16 protein-coding genes, 1 tRNA gene and 1 pseudogene are annotated in these 18,075 nt (G+C 67.3%); 7 read left to right on the top strand and 11 right to left on the bottom strand.

Annotated features, from left to right (window positions below; all coding sequences use genetic code 11):
- Positions 1-313 (top strand): annotated as a pseudogene (locus tag BLP88_RS19015) (IS481 family transposase); the annotation flags it as partial.
- A gap of 21 nt (positions 314-334) precedes the next feature.
- On the opposite strand, the gene BLP88_RS17910 reads toward BLP88_RS19015, so the two are convergent.
- Together BLP88_RS17910 and BLP88_RS17905 are read right to left on the bottom strand one after the other, a co-directional pair.
- Positions 335-419, bottom strand: a tRNA-Tyr gene (locus BLP88_RS17910).
- 155 nt (positions 420-574) lie between these two features.
- Positions 575-841: a hypothetical protein gene (locus BLP88_RS17905; RefSeq protein WP_074591469.1), complete on the bottom strand. Its 267-nt coding sequence runs from the start codon at positions 839-841 to the stop codon at positions 575-577.
- Positions 842-1,065: 224 nt separating this feature from the next.
- Between BLP88_RS17905 and BLP88_RS17900 the strand changes: the two genes are divergently transcribed.
- Positions 1,066-1,557, top strand: a complete 492-nt coding sequence (locus tag BLP88_RS17900; RefSeq protein ID WP_074591467.1) for a YajQ family cyclic di-GMP-binding protein — start codon at positions 1,066-1,068, stop codon at positions 1,555-1,557.
- Between the two features lie 98 nt (positions 1,558-1,655).
- On the opposite strand, the gene htpX is transcribed toward BLP88_RS17900, so the two are convergent.
- Both htpX and BLP88_RS17890 read right to left on the bottom strand, forming a co-directional pair.
- Positions 1,656-2,525: a zinc metalloprotease HtpX gene (htpX, locus tag BLP88_RS17895; protein WP_074591466.1), complete on the bottom strand. Its 870-nt coding sequence runs from the start codon at positions 2,523-2,525 to the stop codon at positions 1,656-1,658.
- A 102-nt stretch (positions 2,526-2,627) separates the two neighbouring features.
- The gene (locus BLP88_RS17890) at positions 2,628-3,899 is read right to left on the bottom strand and encodes an MFS transporter (RefSeq protein ID WP_074591464.1); all 1,272 of its coding nucleotides are present in this window, start codon (positions 3,897-3,899) and stop codon (positions 2,628-2,630) included.
- Between the two features lie 86 nt (positions 3,900-3,985).
- Here BLP88_RS17890 and BLP88_RS17885 point away from each other — a divergent pair, with 86 nt between their 5' ends.
- From BLP88_RS17885 to BLP88_RS17870, 4 genes are all read left to right on the top strand, one after another.
- Positions 3,986-4,753: a hypothetical protein gene (locus BLP88_RS17885; protein ID WP_074591462.1), complete on the top strand. Its 768-nt coding sequence runs from the start codon at positions 3,986-3,988 to the stop codon at positions 4,751-4,753.
- Positions 4,754-4,783: 30 nt separating this feature from the next.
- A complete protein-coding gene (locus BLP88_RS17880) occupies positions 4,784-5,245 on the top strand; it encodes a Fur family transcriptional regulator (RefSeq protein WP_074591460.1) in 462 nt (153 codons plus the stop codon).
- Between the two features lie 79 nt (positions 5,246-5,324).
- Positions 5,325-7,502, top strand: coding sequence for a catalase/peroxidase HPI (gene katG / locus BLP88_RS17875; protein WP_074591459.1), 2,178 nt, complete (start codon positions 5,325-5,327; stop codon positions 7,500-7,502).
- Between the two features lie 165 nt (positions 7,503-7,667).
- On the top strand, positions 7,668-8,303 hold the full coding sequence (locus tag BLP88_RS17870; protein ID WP_074591457.1) for a DUF2461 domain-containing protein: 636 nt from the start codon (positions 7,668-7,670) through the stop codon (positions 8,301-8,303).
- A 101-nt stretch (positions 8,304-8,404) separates the two neighbouring features.
- On the opposite strand, the gene BLP88_RS17865 is transcribed toward BLP88_RS17870, so the two are convergent.
- From BLP88_RS17865 to BLP88_RS17840, 6 genes are all read right to left on the bottom strand, one after another.
- Complete coding sequence (locus tag BLP88_RS17865) at positions 8,405-9,958, bottom strand: amino acid permease (RefSeq protein ID WP_074591455.1); 1,554 nt, start codon at positions 9,956-9,958, stop codon at positions 8,405-8,407.
- A gap of 129 nt (positions 9,959-10,087) precedes the next feature.
- The gene (locus BLP88_RS17860; protein ID WP_139163446.1) at positions 10,088-10,879 is read right to left on the bottom strand and encodes a hypothetical protein; all 792 of its coding nucleotides are present in this window, start codon (positions 10,877-10,879) and stop codon (positions 10,088-10,090) included.
- Positions 10,880-10,958: 79 nt separating this feature from the next.
- Positions 10,959-11,396, bottom strand: coding sequence for a DUF779 domain-containing protein (locus BLP88_RS17855; protein ID WP_074591452.1), 438 nt, complete (start codon positions 11,394-11,396; stop codon positions 10,959-10,961).
- Positions 11,397-11,399: 3 nt separating this feature from the next.
- Positions 11,400-12,923 carry an acetaldehyde dehydrogenase ExaC gene (gene exaC / locus BLP88_RS17850; protein ID WP_074591450.1) on the bottom strand — a complete coding sequence of 508 codons (1,524 nt, stop codon included), beginning with the start codon at positions 12,921-12,923 and terminating at the stop codon, positions 11,400-11,402.
- 79 nt (positions 12,924-13,002) lie between these two features.
- Positions 13,003-14,367, bottom strand: coding sequence for a helix-turn-helix domain-containing protein (locus tag BLP88_RS17845; RefSeq protein ID WP_074591448.1), 1,365 nt, complete (start codon positions 14,365-14,367; stop codon positions 13,003-13,005).
- Positions 14,368-14,469: 102 nt separating this feature from the next.
- The gene (locus tag BLP88_RS17840) at positions 14,470-15,903 is read right to left on the bottom strand and encodes an FAD-dependent oxidoreductase (RefSeq protein WP_074591446.1); all 1,434 of its coding nucleotides are present in this window, start codon (positions 15,901-15,903) and stop codon (positions 14,470-14,472) included.
- 190 nt (positions 15,904-16,093) lie between these two features.
- Here BLP88_RS17840 and rarD point away from each other — a divergent pair, with 190 nt between their 5' ends.
- Positions 16,094-17,134, top strand: a complete 1,041-nt coding sequence (gene rarD, locus BLP88_RS17835; protein WP_084111349.1) for an EamA family transporter RarD — start codon at positions 16,094-16,096, stop codon at positions 17,132-17,134.
- Here the strand turns inward: rarD and BLP88_RS17830 are convergent.
- The gene (locus BLP88_RS17830) at positions 17,131-18,000 is read right to left on the bottom strand and encodes a universal stress protein (protein ID WP_074591442.1); all 870 of its coding nucleotides are present in this window, start codon (positions 17,998-18,000) and stop codon (positions 17,131-17,133) included. The two genes, rarD and BLP88_RS17830, sit on opposite strands and share 4 nt — an antisense overlap.
- Positions 18,001-18,075 lie beyond the last annotated feature (75 nt).

The raw sequence follows: 18,075 nt of genomic DNA, 5'->3' as shown, positions 1-18,075 counted from the left end.
AACACCCAAAGCCGCTCCCAGCATCGCCAGCCAAGGCGAGCACTGGCGGGTCCGCACCGACCGCGTCGACGCTGACGGCAAGGTCACGCTCCGCCACGCAGGACGGCTCCGGCATCTGGGCATCGGACGAGCCCACAAACACAAACGCATCATCGTGCTCGTCCGCGAGGCCGACGTCACCGCCGTCGAGCACGGCACCGGCGAAATCCTCGCAGAGTTCACCATCGACCCAACCCGCGGCTACCAGCCGAAAAAACAAAACACCCCCGGTCCGAAGACCGGGGGTGTCAACGATGTCCCGACACATCCGTAAAGGATGTCCCGCTACATCACATGGTGGCAGATGAGGGATTCGAACCCCCGTAGGCAGTGCCAGCTGATTTACAGTCAGCCCCCTTTGGCCGCTCGGGTAATCTGCCGAACTTCAAAAGAAGATCACTCACAGCAACAGATCCGTTTCCGTCCCCGTAACCGCGAGCAAGACAACCTTACAGAACTTCGGCCGAAGAATCGAATCGAGGGCAAAATCCCCGGAAATCCGCGAAATTCAGGCGGTCGCGGCGCCAAGCGAGCCTTACGCCTCCCCCAGGATCCGTCCGGCCAGCTTCTCTTCGAAGCGCAGCGCCTGCTCGGCGGTGAGCTGCCGCAACTCCACTGCCCGCTGCAGGTCCGCATGGACCCCCTCCAGCCGGGTGGCGGCGTCGGGCACCGGGCTCAGCACCACGGACGCGGCGACGGCGGCGGCTGCGACCGCGGTACCGGCGGCTGCCGCGGCGACGCCGATCGTCGTGGCGGCAGCGGCGGCGGAGCGGGTGACGTAGCGGACGGGGTTGTTGCTCATGGGGGTTTTCCTCCAGGGATTGATTCCTCCAACGGGTACAACTCTCTTCCCCGGCGCTCAGTTCCGGCCGTGCGTGTGCTGTGAGCGAACTGTGAAACCGGAGCGCCGCGGAAGCGGCTCCGGGCTGCGCGGTGCGGACGGTCGTACTAGGCTGGTTGGCAGACAAGAGCGCCCGCGGCGGCACCGCGGGGACGCAATCCACCACCCCATTCCCAAGGAGAGTCATGGCAGGCGAATCCACATTCGACGTCGTCAGCAAGGTAGACAAGCAGGAAGTCGCCAACGCGCTCAATCAGTCCCAGAAGGAAATCGCCCAGAGGTACGACTTCAAGGGCGTCGGCGCCGAGATCGACTTCAGCGGCGAAAAGATCCTCATGAAGGCCAACTCAGAGGAACGCGTCAAGGCCGTCCTGGACGTCTTCCAGTCCAAGCTGATCAAGCGCGGCATCTCCCTGAAGTCCCTCGACGAAGGTGAGCCCTACGCCTCCGGCAAGGAGTTCCGCCTGGAGTGCTCCATCAAGGAAGGCATCGCGCAGGACATCGCCAAGAAGATCAACAAGATCATCCGCGACGAAGCCCCCAAGTCCGTCAAGTCCCAGATCCAGGGCGACGAGCTGCGCGTCACGTCCAAGTCCCGTGATGACCTGCAGGCAACCATGGCCATACTGAAGAACTTCGAGGAAGCCGACCTGCAGTTCGTGAACTTCCGCAGCTAAGACCGCGAAAGGTTTCGATACGCAAAATCCCTGGCGACCCCGAAATTCGGGTGTCGCCAGGGATCTTCTTTGTCGAGAAAGGTCCAGCGCGTCGGAACCTAGCTGAGCGGCCGCCCGGCCATCCGTTCCAGCCGCTGGATGCGCTCGCGCATCGGCGGGTGGGTGGCGAAAAGCTTGGTCATGGCGCCGCCGCGGAACGGGTTGGCGATCATCAGGTGCGAGGCGTTGACCAGGCGCTGGTCCTGCGGGAGCGGCACCTGGGCCACCCCCGATTCGATCTTGCGCAGGGCCGAGGCGAGCGCCAGCGGATCGCCGGTCAGCTCGGCCCCGTCCTCGTCGGCGTCGTACTCCCGGGTCCGGGAAATCGCCAACTGGATCAGGGAGGCGGCCAGCGGCGCCAGCAGCGCCAGCGCGATCATCGCGACCGGGTTCGCATTCCGGCGGTCGCCGCCGCCGAAGAACAGCAGCATCTGCCCCACCGAGGTGATGACGCCCGCGACGGCGGCCGCCACCGAGGAGGTCAGGATGTCCCGGTTGTACACGTGCATGAGCTCGTGCCCGAGGACCCCGCGCAGCTCGCGGGCGTCCAGCATGTGCAGGATCCCCTCAGTGCAGCAGACGGCGGCGTTCTTCGGGTTACGGCCGGTGGCGAAGGCGTTCGGCGTCATGGTGGGCGACAGGTAGATCCGCGGCATGGGCTGGTTGGCGCGCACGGACAGCTCCCGCACAATCTGGTACAGCCCGGGCGCCTGCGCCTCCGTCACCGGGTACGCCTGCATGGAGCGCAGGGCGATCTTGTCGCTGTTCCAGTAGCCGTACGCGGTGGTCCCGACGCCGATCAGCGCCATGATCCAGATGGGTGCCGAACTGCGGGTCCCCACGCCGATCAGCGCGCCCAGGCCCAGCAGCACCGCCCAGAGGACGCCGAAAAGGGCTGCGGTCTTCAGTCCGTTGTGGTGATTGTGCACGTCACTGCTTTCTCACGGTGAAGGAGGTGTTCTGTTTCGTATAACGCCGACGGCGGGACGCCCGTTCCCGTGCCGGCGCACCACGCCCGGGGCGCGGGACAGTCAGGGCAGGGGGTGGTGGGCGTCGTACCTCAGGAACCCCTTCTGCCTCCGGGAGACAAGCGTGACCAATGCGATGCATACCGCCCCGCCTAGGAGCAGCACCCAGCCTTCGCTGAGGGCCTTGGTGACGCCGCCGGCGAGCATGTCGCCGATCCGCGGCCCGCCGGCCACCACCACGATGAAGACGCCCTGCAGCCTGCCGCGCAGGTGGTCGGGAGTGGCCGATTGCAGGATGGTGGTCCGGAAGACGGCACTCACCGAATCGGAGACACCGGCGAGGAGGCAGCACAGCGCCGCCGGGAGCAGCCACCAGGTGACGCCGTCGCGCCCTGATCCGCCGGCGAGGACCACCACCAGGCCGAAGGCCCCGATCGAGAACCCCCAGCCGGCCACGGCCCAGACGACGGCGGCACCCTGGCGCCGGACCCGCCCGAGCGGGCCGGAGAAGAGCCCGGCCAGGAAGGCGCCCACCGCCGTCGACGCCAGCAACACGCCCACCGTGGTTTCGCCGCCGCCAATCATGGTGGCGGCGATCGCCGGCATGAGGGCACGCGGCTGGGCGCAGATCATGGCGATCAGGTCGATCACGAAGGTCATGCGGACGTTGGGCCGCGTGCCGAGGAAGCGGAAGCCTTCCACCACCGAACGCAGGCCGGGCCGGCCCGCACCTTTGGCAGGAGGCAGGGCAGGCAGTTTGAACAGTCCCCACAGGGCGAAGGTGAAGCTCAGGACGTCGATGGTGTACGTCCAGCCGAAGCCGATGGTGGCCACCAGGATGCCCGCCAGCAGCGGCCCGGCAGTCATGGACAACCCCATGGTGAGCATGCTGAGCGCGTTGGCCGCCGGCAGGAGTTCCTTGCGGACCAGCAGTGGAATGATGGCGCTGCGGGCCGGCGCGTTGATGCCTTGCGCGCCGCTCTGCACGGCCACCAGGAAATAGAGGATCCAGACGTTTCCCAGCCCCAGCCACGCCTGCAGGGCAAGCCCGGCGGTGCTCACCCACAGCACCAGGGACGCGGCGATCGCCACCTTCCGGCGGTCGAAGGCATCGGCGACGGCGCCGCCGAAGAGCCCCGCGACCACCAGCGGCACAAGCGCGAAGATGCTCAGCAGGCCCACGTAGAGGCTTTGCTGGGTGAGGCGGTAGACCTCCAGGCTGACCGCGACCAGGGTCAACTGGGAGCCGATTGCGGCAACCGAGGATCCCAGCCAGAGCCGCCGGAACGCCGGACTTTCGCGGAGCGGGGTGATGTCTGCCAGGAGTTTTGCCACTGCCCTACCCTACCGGCAATGACGTAGCCGACTCCCGGATATGCCCGTCACTTGCTAGGCTCCGGAGTCGGGGGAAAGGAGAGGGCATGCCCATGGCACGTCGCCTGCTCTTGCGTTCGAGCATCTGGGAAGTGGCGCGCCCGCGGGTACCGCTAACGGCCGGCCACTTCATGGTGCGCCTCAGCGACCCCGCCGCCCCCTTCACCGAGGAATCGGCCGCCGACTGGCTGCTCTGCTATTCGGCCGCCCGCGCGGCCCTGGACGAAGTGCTCCGCAGCACCCTCTGCACGGTCATGTTCCCGTTCCGCTGGCACCCGCTCGGTTCCGCGATCGGGGAACCGGCCGCCGAGTCCTCCACCCCGGGTTTCCACCTCTTCGCCCGCTGGCCCGGGGAAAGCACGACGCCGGGCTCCCAGCTCGCGCTGCCGGCCCACCGCCGTCGGGCCGAAGGTCCCTTCGATGAGCTGGACGCCACCCTGCGCGCCGCCCTGCAGCGCGCCGCCGCGGCACACGCGGCCGCCCCGGGTCCGGACGCGTTCCGGGATGCCACCTGGGTCCGCCGACCGGACAACGCTCCCGGGCAGGGCGGCGCCGCGCCGCACCACGTCCTGGTCCCGGAACCGGACGTGGGCGCGGTCTCCCAGCTGCCGCCGTCGTCGCTCCTCGCGCTGGCTTCCGCCCTGGAGGCGCTGCCCACCGGGGACGGCGTCACCGGATTCAGCTGCGTGATGACCGAGGGGGCAGGCCCCGGGCGGCGCCTGGAGCTGCATGCACTGGGCCGCGCCGCCGGTGAGGAACGCAATCCCTTGGAGACCCTAAGAAATTTGCCGGAAGTTAGCCGCGCCTTATTGTGATCTTCTCAAAATAAATGTTTCAATGAATGCATGACAGATCACACGGCCGAGCAGCAGGCATGGGCAGCCGCCCTGCATGCGCATGGCCGCCGTGTCACCAAGCAACGGCTCGCTGTCCTGGCCGCCGTCGAACGCAACCCCCATTCGCCGGCGGAGGGAATCCTCGCCGCCGCGCGCAAGGAACTCCCGGAACTGACAGCGCAGTCGGTCTACGTGGTGCTGAGCGACCTCACCGAACTCGATATGGTGCGCCGCTTCGAACCCCCGCATTCCCCCGCCCTGTACGAGACCCGGGTGGGAGACAACCACCACCACGCCGTGTGCACCAACTGCGGCCGGGTGGAGGATGTGGATTGCGCCGTGGGCCACGCGCCTTGCCTGACACCGCATTGGGATGAGCACTCAAAGCCGATGACCATCCAGATAGCGGACGTCCTGTACCAGGGAATCTGCCAGGACTGTCAGGCCAAAGAACTTCAGGCGAGGCTCTAGCCCTTCGGTCGCGCATCGCGACCGGACGACTTTGGATCGACTGGACTACCTCTGTAAACCCAACTCCGGAAGGAAAACTGTGTCTGAGAGCACCATTGCCAAGTGCCCCGTAGCGCATGGCGGCCGTGTACACCCGACCAAGGGCGCCGCCAACACCGAATGGTGGCCGAACAAGCTGAACCTGAAGATCCTGGCGAAGAACCCGGTGGTGGCGAACCCGCTCGGCTCCGGCTTCGACTACGCCGAAGCCTTCAAGAACCTTGACCTGGACGCCGTGAAGGCGGACCTGGCCGAGGTCATGACCGACTCCAAAGAATGGTGGCCGGCCGACTTCGGGCACTACGGCCCGTTCATGATCCGTATGGCCTGGCACTCCGCAGGCACCTACCGCTCCCACGACGGACGTGGCGGTGCCGGCGCCGGCCAGCAGCGCTTCGCACCGCTGAACTCCTGGCCGGACAACGTCAGCCTGGACAAGGCACGCCGCCTGCTGTGGCCGGTCAAGAAGAAGTACGGCCAGTCCATCTCCTGGGCCGACCTGATGATCCTCGCAGGCAACGTGGCGCTGGAGACCATGGGCTTCAAGACCTTCGGCTTCGCCGGCGGCCGCCCGGACGTCTGGGAAGCGGACGACGACGTTTACTGGGGCCCGGAAAAGGTCTGGCTCGACGACGAGCGCTACTCCGGCGACCGTGAACTCCAGGCACCGCTGGCAGCAGTCCAGATGGGCCTGATCTACGTCAACCCGGAAGGCCCCAACGGCAACCCGGACCCGCTGGCTTCCGCCCGCGACATCCGCGAAACCTTCCGCCGCATGGGCATGAACGACGAGGAAACGGTTGCCCTGATCGTCGGTGGCCACACCTTCGGCAAGACCCACGGTGCCCACAAGGACGACAAGATCGGTCCTGACACCGAAGCCGCACCGCTTGAGGCACAGGGCTTCGGCTGGAAGAACGGCTACGGCACCGGCTCTGGCGCCGACACCGTGACGTCCGGCCTGGAGGTCACCTGGACCTACCACCCGACCCGCTGGGACAACGAGTTCCTGCACATCCTCTTCGCCTACGAGTGGGAGCTCATGGAGTCCCCGGCCGGCGCCAAGCAGTGGAAGCCGAAGGACAACGGCGGCGCCGACCTGGTTCCGGAAGCACACGCCGGTTCCGGCACCCGCGAACCGCGCATGCTCACCAGCGACCTGGCACTGCGCACCGACCCGGCCTACGAGGCAATCTCCCGCCGCTTCAAGGACGACCTGGGCGCCCTGGAAGACGCCTTCGGCCGCGCCTGGTTCAAGCTGACCCACCGTGACATGGGCCCGAAGGCCCGTTACCTGGGCAAGGAAGTTCCGTCCGAGGACCTGATCTGGCAGGACCCGCTGCCCGCAGCCCCGACCCAGACCATCGGTGACGCCGAGATCGCCGTCCTCAAGGAAAAGATCGCTGCTTCCGGCCTGACCGTCGAACAGCTCGTCTCCACCGCGTGGAAGGCAGCAGCCTCCTTCCGCGGTTCGGACAAGCGCGGCGGTGCCAACGGCGGCCGCATCCGACTGGAGCCGCAGGTCAGCTGGGCTGTGAACCAGCCGGAGAAGCTGAAGCCGGTCATCGCCAAGCTCGAAGAGGTTGTCGCCGACTTCAACGCTTCCTCCGAGGTCAAGGTGTCCTTCGCCGACGTCGTCGTCCTCGCCGGTGGCGTGGGTGTGGAGCAGGCCGCCCTGGCTGCCGGCCACGACATCACCGTTCCGTTCACCCCGGGCCGTGTCGACGCCACCCAGGAGCAGACCAGCACCGAGCAGTTCGCCTGGCTTGAGCCGGTGGCCGACGGTTTCCGCAACTACGACAGCGGTTTCCTGAACCTGCCCACCGAGTACCTGCTGATCGACCGCGCGAACCTGCTGAACGTCTCCGCACCGGAACTGACCGTCCTGGTGGGCGGCCTCCGCGTCCTGGGCAACAACTGGGACGGTTCCAACCACGGCGTCTTTACCGACCGCCCGGGCACCCTGAGCAACGACTTCTTCGTCAACCTGCTCGAACTGGGCCTCGAGTGGACCCCGGACGCCGACGAGAAGACCTACACCACCACCGACGGCCGCTGGACCGGCAGCCGCGCGGACCTGGTCTTCGGTTCCAACTCCGAACTGCGCGCCCTCGCCGAGGTTTACGCCTCCGACGACGCACAGGAAAAGTTCGTTGCCGACTTCGCCAACGCCTGGGCGAAGGTCATGGACAACGACCGCTTCGACCTCAAGAAGTAGCCAGGCGCCGGGGGACGACCCGGAGCTGCACTGACTGAAGCTGAAGCGAAGCACCCCGTCACGGATCATCCGTGACGGGGTGCTTTTTTGCCCGCTTGGCAGGGACTGTCCACATAGCCGGTTCCGTCTCTGGCCCGGCGCGCCCGGGGTACCTACGATCCAAGCATGGACACATTTCAAGGCATTCCGCCCGAAGCGTTCCGCTTCTACGCGGAGCTGGAACAGAACAACAACCGTGAGTGGTGGCTTGAGCACAAGGACACCTACGACGCCGCCGTCAGGGAACCGCTGACGGCCCTTCTCGAGCGGCTGGAACCGCAGTTCGGGCCGGCCAAGATCTTCCGCCCCTACCGCGATGTCCGCTTCTCTCCGGACAAAACGCCCTATAAGACGGCGCAGGGCGCCTTCGCCGCGGAGCAGGAAGGCGTGGGCTTCTACCTCCACCTGGCCGCGGACGGGCTCACGCTGGGCGGTGGCTACCACTCACACAGTCCCGCGCAGCTGGCCCGCTTTAGGGAGTCGGTGGACGCTCCCGGCACCGGGGAAGCCCTCCAGGACATCGTCGACGGCGTTGCCGCCGCCGGTTACTCCATCGGCGGCGAGACGCTCAAAACGGTGCCGCGCGGCTTCGACAAGGATCACCCGCGGGCGGAGTTACTCAAACACAAGTCGTTGTCCGCCGGGCTGGAACTCGGCGAGCCCGGCTGGCTGTCCACTCCTGCGGCGGTTGATGAGATTGCGGGCCGGTGGGAGGTGCTGCGGCCCCTGGTGGACTGGGTCTCGAAGCACGCCGCACCCTGAGCCGGGGCCAGGCGTGAAGGCGGGCCGGGACGGCGAAGGCCGCCCGGAACCGGGGTTCCAGGCGGCCGTCGTCATGGTGTTCGTTTCGGTGCGGGCGCGCGTCAGACCTTGCTGAGGTCGTCCTCGTCGCCGTGCGCGGAACCGGAAGCCATGGCTTTGCCGGACACCGCCTCGCGGGCGTCCGCGAACTTCTCGTTAAGCCGCGAGTGGCGCTGGCCGTAGGCGAAGTAGATCGCGATGCCGATTGCCAGCCAGATGGCGAAGAAGATCCAAGTCTCCACCGCGAGGTTGGTCATCAGGTAGAGGCAGAGGACCGCGGAGAGGACCGGCAGCACCTTGCCGAACGGCACGCGGAAGGCCGGCTTCAGGTCCGGGCGCTTCTTGCGCAGCACCAGGATGCCCAGGCTCACCATCACGAACGCGGACAGCGTTCCGATGTTGATCATTTCCTCCAGCAGGTCCACGTTGGTCAGCCCTGCTACGAGGGCGACGGCGGTGCCGCAGATGATCTGCAGGCGCGCCGGGGTGGCGTGCTTGTCGCTGGTGCGGGACAGTGCGCGCGGGAGCAGCCCGTCGCGGCTCATGGCCAGGACCACACGGGCCAGGCCCATGAGCAGCACCATGATCACGGTGGTGAGGCCGATCAGGGAGCCGAAGGCGATCACCTTGGCGGCGTCCGTGTTGCCGACGGCTTCGAAGGCCGTGGTGAGCGTTGGGCTCTCGGCCTCGGCGAGCTGTGTGTACGGAACCATGCCGGTCAGCGCCAGGGAGACCAGGATGTAAAGCAGGGTCACGAGGGCAAGGCCGCCGAAGATGCCGCGCGGAAGGGTCTTCTGCGGGTTCTTGACCTCTTCGGCGGAGGTTGCCACCACGTCGAAGCCGATGAAGGCGAAGAACACCAGCGCAGCGCCGGCGAAGATTCCCAGGGCGCCGTACTGGGCGGGAACGGCACCGGTGAGGAAGCCGAAGAAGGACTGCTTGAGCACATTGGCGCCGTCGCTGGCGGCCGTGGGAACGGAGTCCGGGACGAAGGGCGTGTAGTTGGCGACCTTCACATAAGTGAAGCCGACCACGATGACGAAGAGGACCACACCGATCTTGATCAGGGTGAAGATGTTGCCCACGCGGGCGGAGAGCTTGGTTCCGAGGACCAGCAGCACCGTAAACACGGCGACGATGAGGAAGGCGCCCCAGTACAGGTCCACCCCGCCCAGGTTCACCGCGGGCGGCATGTCCACGCCCATGAGGCCGAACACCTTGCTGAGGTAGATGCCCCAGTACTTGGCGATGACCGCCGCGGCCGTGAACAGTTCCAGGATCAGGTTCCAGCCGATGATCCAGGCCAGGACCTCGCCCATGGTGGCGTAGGTGAAGACGTAGGCCGAGCCCGCCACCGGGATGGCGGTGGCGAATTCCGCGTAGCACATGATGGCGAGCGCGCAGGTCACGGCGGCGACCGCGAAGGAGATGGTGACAGCCGGGCCGGCGAAGTTCGCAGCAGCCTTGGCGCCCACCGAGAAGATCCCGGCGCCGACGGCAACGGCGACGCCCATGATCATCAGGTCCCAGGTGCTGAGGGAGCGCTTGAGTTTGCGTCCGGGTTCATCGGCGTCCGCAATGGACTGCTCGATCGACTTGGTCCGGAAGAGGTTCATAGAAGGTCCACAATCTTGACGGGTACGTGAAACGGACTCATCAAGCGTAGTGTCCATACAGTGGACCTCCACTTTTGTCCCGCATAGTGAGACAACTACGGCGTGTCGCGCTTGCGGATCATTTGCCGACTACCTGCCGAGCAGGCTCCCCCCGACAGTCAGGACGCTGATGCCGCTGTCGGCGCCGAGCACGGATGAGAGCAGGGACGGCACGGTAGTTGGTGCGGTAGACGTACTCGGCGCCGTTGTGGTTGTGGTGCCCGGGGCGGGCGCGCTTGCCGTGGTCGGTGCCGGGGCGGCCTTCGTGGTGGTTTGCCGGGAATCGACGTTCCCCGCGTCCTCCGATGGCTCCTGCTCCGGTTCGGCGGCTTCCGTCGGGCTTCCGGTTGACGGGCTTCGGGTGGCGGCTTCACCGGACGCCGGGGCCGGGGCTGCCGCTTGGGCACCTTCCAGGTCCGCCGCTGGCGGAGCTTCTGCACCTGAGACGGGAACGTCGGACTGCGGGACGGCGCCCGAGGCCGCCGGGACTTCGGCGGCTTCGGTTGTGGCACCGGATTTCCCGGCGGGCTTCTTCGACCCCGTCGCCGCGGGCTTCCCGGCCGTGTCCGGCTCGTGTCCGAACTGGCTGGGTTCGGGTGCGGGGTTCGCCTGCCCGTGGCCGGACGCGTGCCCACGGCCGGCCACGGCGGCCGGCCCGTTGTCCCCGGTCAGGCCGTCGAAGGCACCGGCCTGGGCAGCGAGGGCTACCCCCGCCGCAGCCGTCACAGCCAGCACCGGAACCCCGACGGCAGCGTTGGCCCGGAGCCAGGCCACCCCTGGGCTTGTCGCTGCCGCGGCGGCCCTGCGGCCGCGCTTCTTTCGGGCGCCTTCCCCGGTGGCTGATGCAGATACGGGCGTTCCTGTCACGCCGGCCTGGGACATGGTTCCCCTCACGTTCGCGGATTCGGAACAGCCCAGTCTAGTCCCCGAAACTGGCGCCCCGGTCCCCCGGCGGGTCATCCTACGGTCCGTGCACCGGCCAATCCATGAGGCTTGACCGGATCAGGAACCGTTTTCCTTCCGGTGCCTCGACCGAAAATCCGCTGCCCCGGCCGTCCACCACATCCACGGTCAAATGCGTGTGCGACCAGTAATTGAACTGCTCCCGGGACATCCAGAATTCCAGTGACCAGGACTCCCCCGGCACGTCCCCGCCGTCGGGTGCTCCGCCGTCGATCTCGAAAACGCCCAGGAGCACGTCGGAATCGCCAGTGGTGAACTCCCCCTCCGGATAGCACATGGGCGCGGAACCGTCGCAGCAACCCCCGGACTGGTGGAACATCAGGGGTCCGTGCCGGCGCCGGAGTTTGCGCAACAGCTCAAGGGCGGCCGCCGTGAGCGCCACCCGGGAGAAGTCCTCCCCGGGCAACGTCACGGCGGCCTCGAGTGCCTGCGTCATGGCTTAGAAGAAGCCGAGCTTGTTTTCGTTGTAGCTGACCAGCAGGTTCTTGGTCTGCTGGTAGTGGTCCAGCATCATGGCGTGGTTCTCGCGTCCGATGCCGGAGGACTTGTAGCCGCCGAAGGCCGCGCCTGCCGGGTAGGCGTGGTAGTTGTTCACCCACACCCGGCCTGCCTGGATCTCCCGGCCGGCCCGGTAGGCGACGTTGCCATTGCGGGACCAGACGCCCGCGCCGAGGCCGTAAAGGGTGTCGTTGGCTATGCCGATGGCGTCGTTGTAGTCGCTGAAGCGGGTCACGGACACCACGGGGCCGAAGATCTCCTCCTGGAAAATCCGCATCCTGTTGTGCCCTTCGAAAATGGTGGGCTGGACATAGTAGCCGCCGGCCAGGTCCCCGGGAAGTTCGGCGCGGGCTCCGCCGGTGAGCAGTTTCGCGCCCTCCTGCTTGCCGATGTCAATGTAGGACAGGATCTTCTCCAGCTGGTCGTTGGAGGCCTGTGCGCCGATCTGCGTCTCGGTGTCCAGCGGGTTGCCCTGGATGATGGTGTTGGTGCGGGCCACGGCGTCGGCCATGAAGGAATCGTAGATGCCTTCCTGGACCAGGGCGCGCGAGGGGCAGGTGCAGACCTCGCCCTGGTTGAAGGCGAACAGGGTAAAGCCCTCCTGGGCCTTGTCATAGAAGGCATCGTTCTGCGCGGCGACGTCCTCGAAGAAGATGTTGGGGCTCTTGCCGCCAAGTTCCAAGGTGACCGGGATGAGGTTGTTGGAGGCGTACTGGCTGATGAGCCGGCCAGTGGTGGTCTCGCCGGTGAAGGCGATCTTGCGGATCCGGGGGCTGGAGGCGAGCGGTTTCCCGGCCTCGACGCCGAAGCCGTTGACCACGTTTACGACGCCGGCCGGCAGGAGGTCCGCGAGCAGTTCGATCAGCACCAGGATGGACGACGGCGTCTGTTCGGCGGGCTTCAGGACCACGGTGTTGCCGGCGGCGAGCGCGGGTGCGAGCTTCCAGACGGCCATCAGGATCGGGAAGTTCCAGGGGATGATCTGGCCCACCACCCCGAGCGGTTCGTGGAAGTGGTAGGCGGTGGTGTCATCGTCGAGCTGGGACAGGTGGCCTTCCTGGGCCCGGATGGCGGCTGCGAAGTAGCGGAAGTGGTCCGCGGCCAGCGGGATGTCCGCGTTCAGGGTCTCCCGGACCGGCTTGCCGTTGTCCCAGGTTTCGGCCACGGCCAGCAGCTCGACGTTCCCGTCAATGCGGTCCGCGATCCGGTTCAGGATGGAAGCGCGCTCCGTCGCGGACGTCCTGCCCCAGGACGGCGCGGCCTTGTGGGCGGCGTCGAGCGCAAGTTCGATGTCCTCGGCGGTGCCCCTGGCCACCTCGCAGAACGCCTTGCCGGTCACCGGGGTGATGTTTTCGAAGTACTGCCCCTTGACCGGGGCCACCCATTCCCCGCCGATCCAGTTTTCGTAGCGGTCCTTGAACGTGACCTTTGAGCCCTCGGTGCCGGGCTGTGCGTAGATTGCCATTTGCTAGCTCCTTTGCTGCGCATGATGGTTGACTGCGCCTTCAGCGTAGGAGCGGGGAGGTTGCAAGCAGGTTGCGGGCTCAGGCCGAGAGTTCGTTGTCGATCTGTTCCAACTCGGCGACGACGGCGGCCCGCCTGGGTGAGCGCGGCGGCAGCAGCCTGAGGGCGGCACGCCGGACGTCGACGTCGTTCGCCGCCTCCGGCAGCGCCGCATACTTCAGCAGCGCCTCGGCGCTGCCGTCGGTGAGGACCGCCTCGCGCAGGAGCACGGAAACTTTCCGGCGCAGGTCAATGATTCCGGGGGCTTCCGAGTGCGGCAGCACGGCACCCTTGTAGGCCTCCAGGGCGATGCGGTGGGCGCCGCGCTGGAGGCAGGAAAGGACCTGGGCGGCGTCCAGGCCGAGGTCCACGGGCAGCCGGTAGGGACGGGATTCCGGGACCGCTGCGGGCTCAAGCCCGTGGAGGACCTTGCGCAGGCGCACCATTTCGGCGCGGAGGGTGACGGTGGACCCTTCCCCCGGATAAAGCGCCACGGCGAGTTCCTCGGCGCTGAGGCCCTCGGGTCGGGTGCCGAGGAGGGCCAGGATCTCGCTGTGCCGGGCGGAGAGCGGGATGCTGCGCCCGCCCATGCTCAACAGGGCCTGGTCCCGGCCGAGCAGTTGGAGGCTGTTCCTGTACAGGCCCGTCCCCTGCGGCGAGCCGGCAGCGGCCGGCGGCTTCCGGCGTCGGGCAGTCCCCGCCCCCTTGGCCGCGGCAAGCTGCAGCCTTTCCACACGCAGCTGGGCCTGTGCCGCCGCGACGGTCGCCTCGACCAGGGACAAAGTGTGGGGGGCGACGGCGACTGCCGTGCCGGTGATGTCGACCACGCCGAGGAGGGCCCCGGAGTCCGGGTCGTGGAAGGGCACCGCGGTACAGCTCCACGGATGGACGGAACGTTTGTAATGCTCGGCGCCGGAGATCTGGATGCCCCTGCCCAGCGCGAGCGCCGTACCGGGAGCACTCGTGCCGACACCGGCCTCGGACCAGTCGGCCCCCGCCACGAACATCATGCCTTCGGCGCGGCCGCGCATCACCGGGTTGCCGTCCACCCACAGCAGCCGTCCGAGTTCGTCCCCCACCGCCACCAGGAGTCCGCTGTCATGGCTGGGCTGGATGAGGAGCTTTTCGATGACCGGCATGATCGCGGCCAGGGGATGCTGGCGGCGGTATTCCTCGAGTTCGTCGGTGCCCAGGACCAGCGGTGCCTCGGGCTGGTCCGGGTTCGCCATGAGCCGCGCGGAACGCTGCCAGGATTCGCGGACCAGGCTGCGCAGGCCGGGCAGTGTACCGTCGTCGGGAAGTGAAAAGCCGCCCGCGGCCAGGTGCTCATGCCCGGCCCGGGCATGGCGCTGCAGCAGCTCGGCGGGGTCACTGACCGAAGCTGCCGGATGGATCGGATTCGTCATGGAACTCCCAGGGCCGGTGGCAGCACAGTGCCGGTCACAGCACGGTACGCGCCAGTCTAGTTGCGCGGCATGGCTTTGCCTACGCCTCCGCTCCCGGTTGGCTCAGCCGCGGGAAATGCGGATCATGTCCTCCCGTGGGACCACCTTCACGCGTTCCCGTTCGATCCCGCGGTCGGGGTTGTCCGCCGTCCATTCGGCGCCGAGCGCGGCCTCGTGGGCGTCCAGCCGGTTCCAGCCCTCCCACGTGGTGTACTCGATGCCGCGTTCCTCCAGGAGATCCACGATGGCCCGGGGGTCCGGGGTTTCCGCGGGGGGCAGAGTGAGGCGGTCCTCGAGCAGGAACCCGATGGTCTCCAGCGCGTCGCCCTTGGTGTGCCCGATCAGGCCGACCGGGCCGCGCTTGATCCAGCCGGTGGTGTAGACGCCCGGCACCGGTTTGCCGTCGGCGCCCAGGACCCGTCCGCCGTCGTTCGGGATGACGCCGCGGCGGGCATCGTACTCCAGCTCATCCAGCGCCGAACCGTGGTAGCCGATGGCGCGGTACACCGCCTGCACCGGGTAGTCGGTGAACTCACCGGTTCCCTTGACGTTGCCTGTGCCGTCCAACTGCATCCGCTCGAACTTGATGCCGGAGACCTTCCCCGAGCCGTTCTCCGAAACGATCTCCACCGGGCTGTGCAGGAAGTGCAGGTGCAACCGGCGGGAAGACGGCTGTTCGGATTCAGCGTGTTCCTCCACCAGCCAGTTGGTGAGGGTGTTGACCATGGTCTTGATCTGGTTGTTGCTGCGGATCGCGTCATCCGAGGCTTCGTCGAACTCGAAATCCTCCGGGTACAGGACGATGTCCACATCGTTGCAGTGGGACAGTTCGCGCAGCTCGAGCGGAGTGAACTTCACCTGGGCCGGGCCGCGGCGGCCGAAGACGTGCACGTCCGTCACCGGGGAGTTCTTCAGGCCCTGGTAGACGTTGTCCGGGATCTCGGTGACCAGAAGGTCGTCCGCGTGCTTGGACAGCATGCGGGCCACGTCCAGGGCCACGTTGCCGTTGCCGATGACCGCGATTTCCCTGGCATCCAGCGGCCACTCACGCGGCACGTCCGGGTGGCCGTCATACCAGGAGACGAAATCGGCACCGCCGAACGAACCCTCGAGCCCGATGCCAGGGATGTCCAGGTCCGCGTCCTTGATGGCACCGGTGGAGAAAATCACGGCGTCGTAGAAGGAGCGGAAGTCGTGCAGGGTGAGGTCGCGGCCGTAGGTGACGTTGCCGAAAAAGCGGATGTCGCCGCGGTCCAGCACCTTGTGCAGGGCGTTCACGATGCCCTTGATGCGGGGATGGTCCGGGGCCACGCCATAGCGGATCAGACCGTAAGGGGCGGGGTACGCCTCGAAAAGGTCGATGCTGACTTCGAGGTTGCCGTCCTTGACCTCGCTGGATTTACTCAGGATGTCCGCGGCGTACACACCGGCCGGGCCCGCGCCGATGATGGCAACGCGCAGTGGACGAGTGGAGCTGTTTTCCGAGTTGGACACCATGGACCCTCCGTCAGACGAAACCCCTGCCGCAATGGCGTGCAGGGCCCCAGTCTATTCCCCACCGGCCGCGCGGACGCCCGTACGCGAAGCCACGTGACACGGGCCCGGCGGTTCCAATGTCCCGGGTCCCGGACAGCCTTCCGACCGGCCGTTCAGGAATACCCCGCCGGGACGTGATGTTATTGGTTCTGTGCCTACGCCCGAACACGCTCCGGTCTCCCTGCCCGCCCAGATCCCGGCCTCCGAGGCTGCCGCCGCGGGTCTCCCGGCCGTGAAGACGGCCGGAACGGCGAAGGCCGCGCGTAGCGAGACGACGTCGGGCATCCTGTACGGGATCGGCGCCTACGGGCTGTGGGGACTGCTGCCGCTGTACTTCCTGCTGCTGCAGCCCGCCGGGGCGGTGGAAATCGTGGCCAACCGCGTGGTCTGGTCGCTGCTGTTCTGCGCCGTCCTCATCGCCGTTACCCGCAACTGGGGACAGTTGGCCACCGCGTTCAGGGACCGCACCATCTTCCTGCCCCTGGTGGTGGCAGCGCTGCTCATCGCCGTGAACTGGCTGACCTACACCTACGGGATCACCACGAATCAGGCCGTCGAGGCTTCCCTGGGCTATTTCATCAACCCGCTGGTCTCCGTGCTCCTGGGCGTCTTCGTCCTGAAGGAAACCCTCCGCCCCTTGCAGTGGGCCGCCGTCGGGATCGGCTTCGCCGCCGTCGCCGTCCTGACCGTCTCCTACGGCAAACTGCCGTGGATCGCCCTGGCCCTGGCGTTCAGTTTCGGGCTGTACGGCTTCGTGAAGAAGCGGGTGGGCCCGCGCTTGAACGCCGTCACCAGCCTCACGGTGGAAACCGTGGTGCTGGCCCCCTTCGCCGGCGCCACGATGCTTCTCCTGGGCCTGGGCGGAAGCGCCACGCTGGGCAACCACGGGGCCGGACACTTCTGGCTGCTGCTCTCTTCCGGCCTGATCACCGCCGTACCCCTGGTGTTCTTCGGCGCCTCGGCCAGCCGGCTGCCGCTAACGACCATCGGCATGCTGCAGTACTTCGCCCCGCTGCTCCAGTTCATCGTGGCCCTCACGGTGATGCACGAAGCCATGACCACGGCGCGCTGGATCGGCTTCGGCATCGTGTGGTTCGCCCTGGCGCTGCTCACGGTGGACATGTTCCGCACCGCGCGCAGGAACGCCGCCTTCCGCAGGCAGGCCCGGGCCACGCCGGCACATACCGCCTAGATGGGCATCGAGTCCACGCGCTCGTAATCGCGCGGAACCACCACCATCGGAACCGGCAGGGCGCGCAGGATCTTGTTCGCGGTGCTGCCGATGAACAGCTTGTTCCGCTCGCCCAGGCGGGACGAACCGATGATCAGCACCTCGCCCTCCTGCCACTCCAGGCTGTCAATGGCCTCTTCGATGGTGCGCCCGTGCGCGACGGCGACGCTCACGTCGTGTCCATGCGGCAGGCGGGCCGCGGCATCGCTGAGGACCGTGTTGGCGTGGCGGTGGGCGGCGTTGGTGGCCTCGCCGCCCTCGTCCGGGCCGGCGTCGAGGGTCACCAGGGACACCAACCGCAGCGGCACGCCGCGCCTGTTGGCCGCGCCGATGGCTGTCCCGATGGCGGCGTCGGCTCCGGCCCGCTGACCCGTCGCCAAGGTGAACCGGGTGACCGGCTCGATGCGGTTGAAGCCGCGCGGGGCCAAGGCGACGGGCACCGGCGAGGCGTGCAGGAGGGCGTTGGCCACGCTGCCGACAGTGAAGCGTTTGAACAGTCCGTTGCTGGCGGCGCCCACCACGATCAGCCCGGCGTCGTCCCCCGCCGCCTCGATCAGGCCGGCGGCGAAAGATTCGGCGGGAAGGGCGCGGAAGGCGGCCTCGACGCCGTCGGGCACAAGCGCCAGGCTCTCCCTCGCGGCGGCGAGCACAAGCTTTTCGGCCTCGGTCGCGGGGGTCTCATCGGGACGGGGCCCGGCATAGGGTACGTGCGGATCCACCACGTGGACGATGTCCAAGGAGGCGTCCTGGGCCCGCGCGAGCGAGGAGGCAAGGGCAACGGCGTCCGCGCCGCGCTCATTGGACGAATAACCAACGACGTATCGCATGTATTTACCCCTCTTTGGGTAGCTCGGCAACGGCAATTCCGTAGTGTGAACTCTACGGTTTCCGCCGCCGGCTGC

The organism is Arthrobacter cupressi, assembly GCF_900099975.1.
Taxonomy (GTDB): domain Bacteria; phylum Actinomycetota; class Actinomycetes; order Actinomycetales; family Micrococcaceae; genus Arthrobacter; species Arthrobacter cupressi.
Note: the sequence above shows the minus strand (reverse complement) of the source record. Positions and strands in the feature narration are given on the sequence as shown.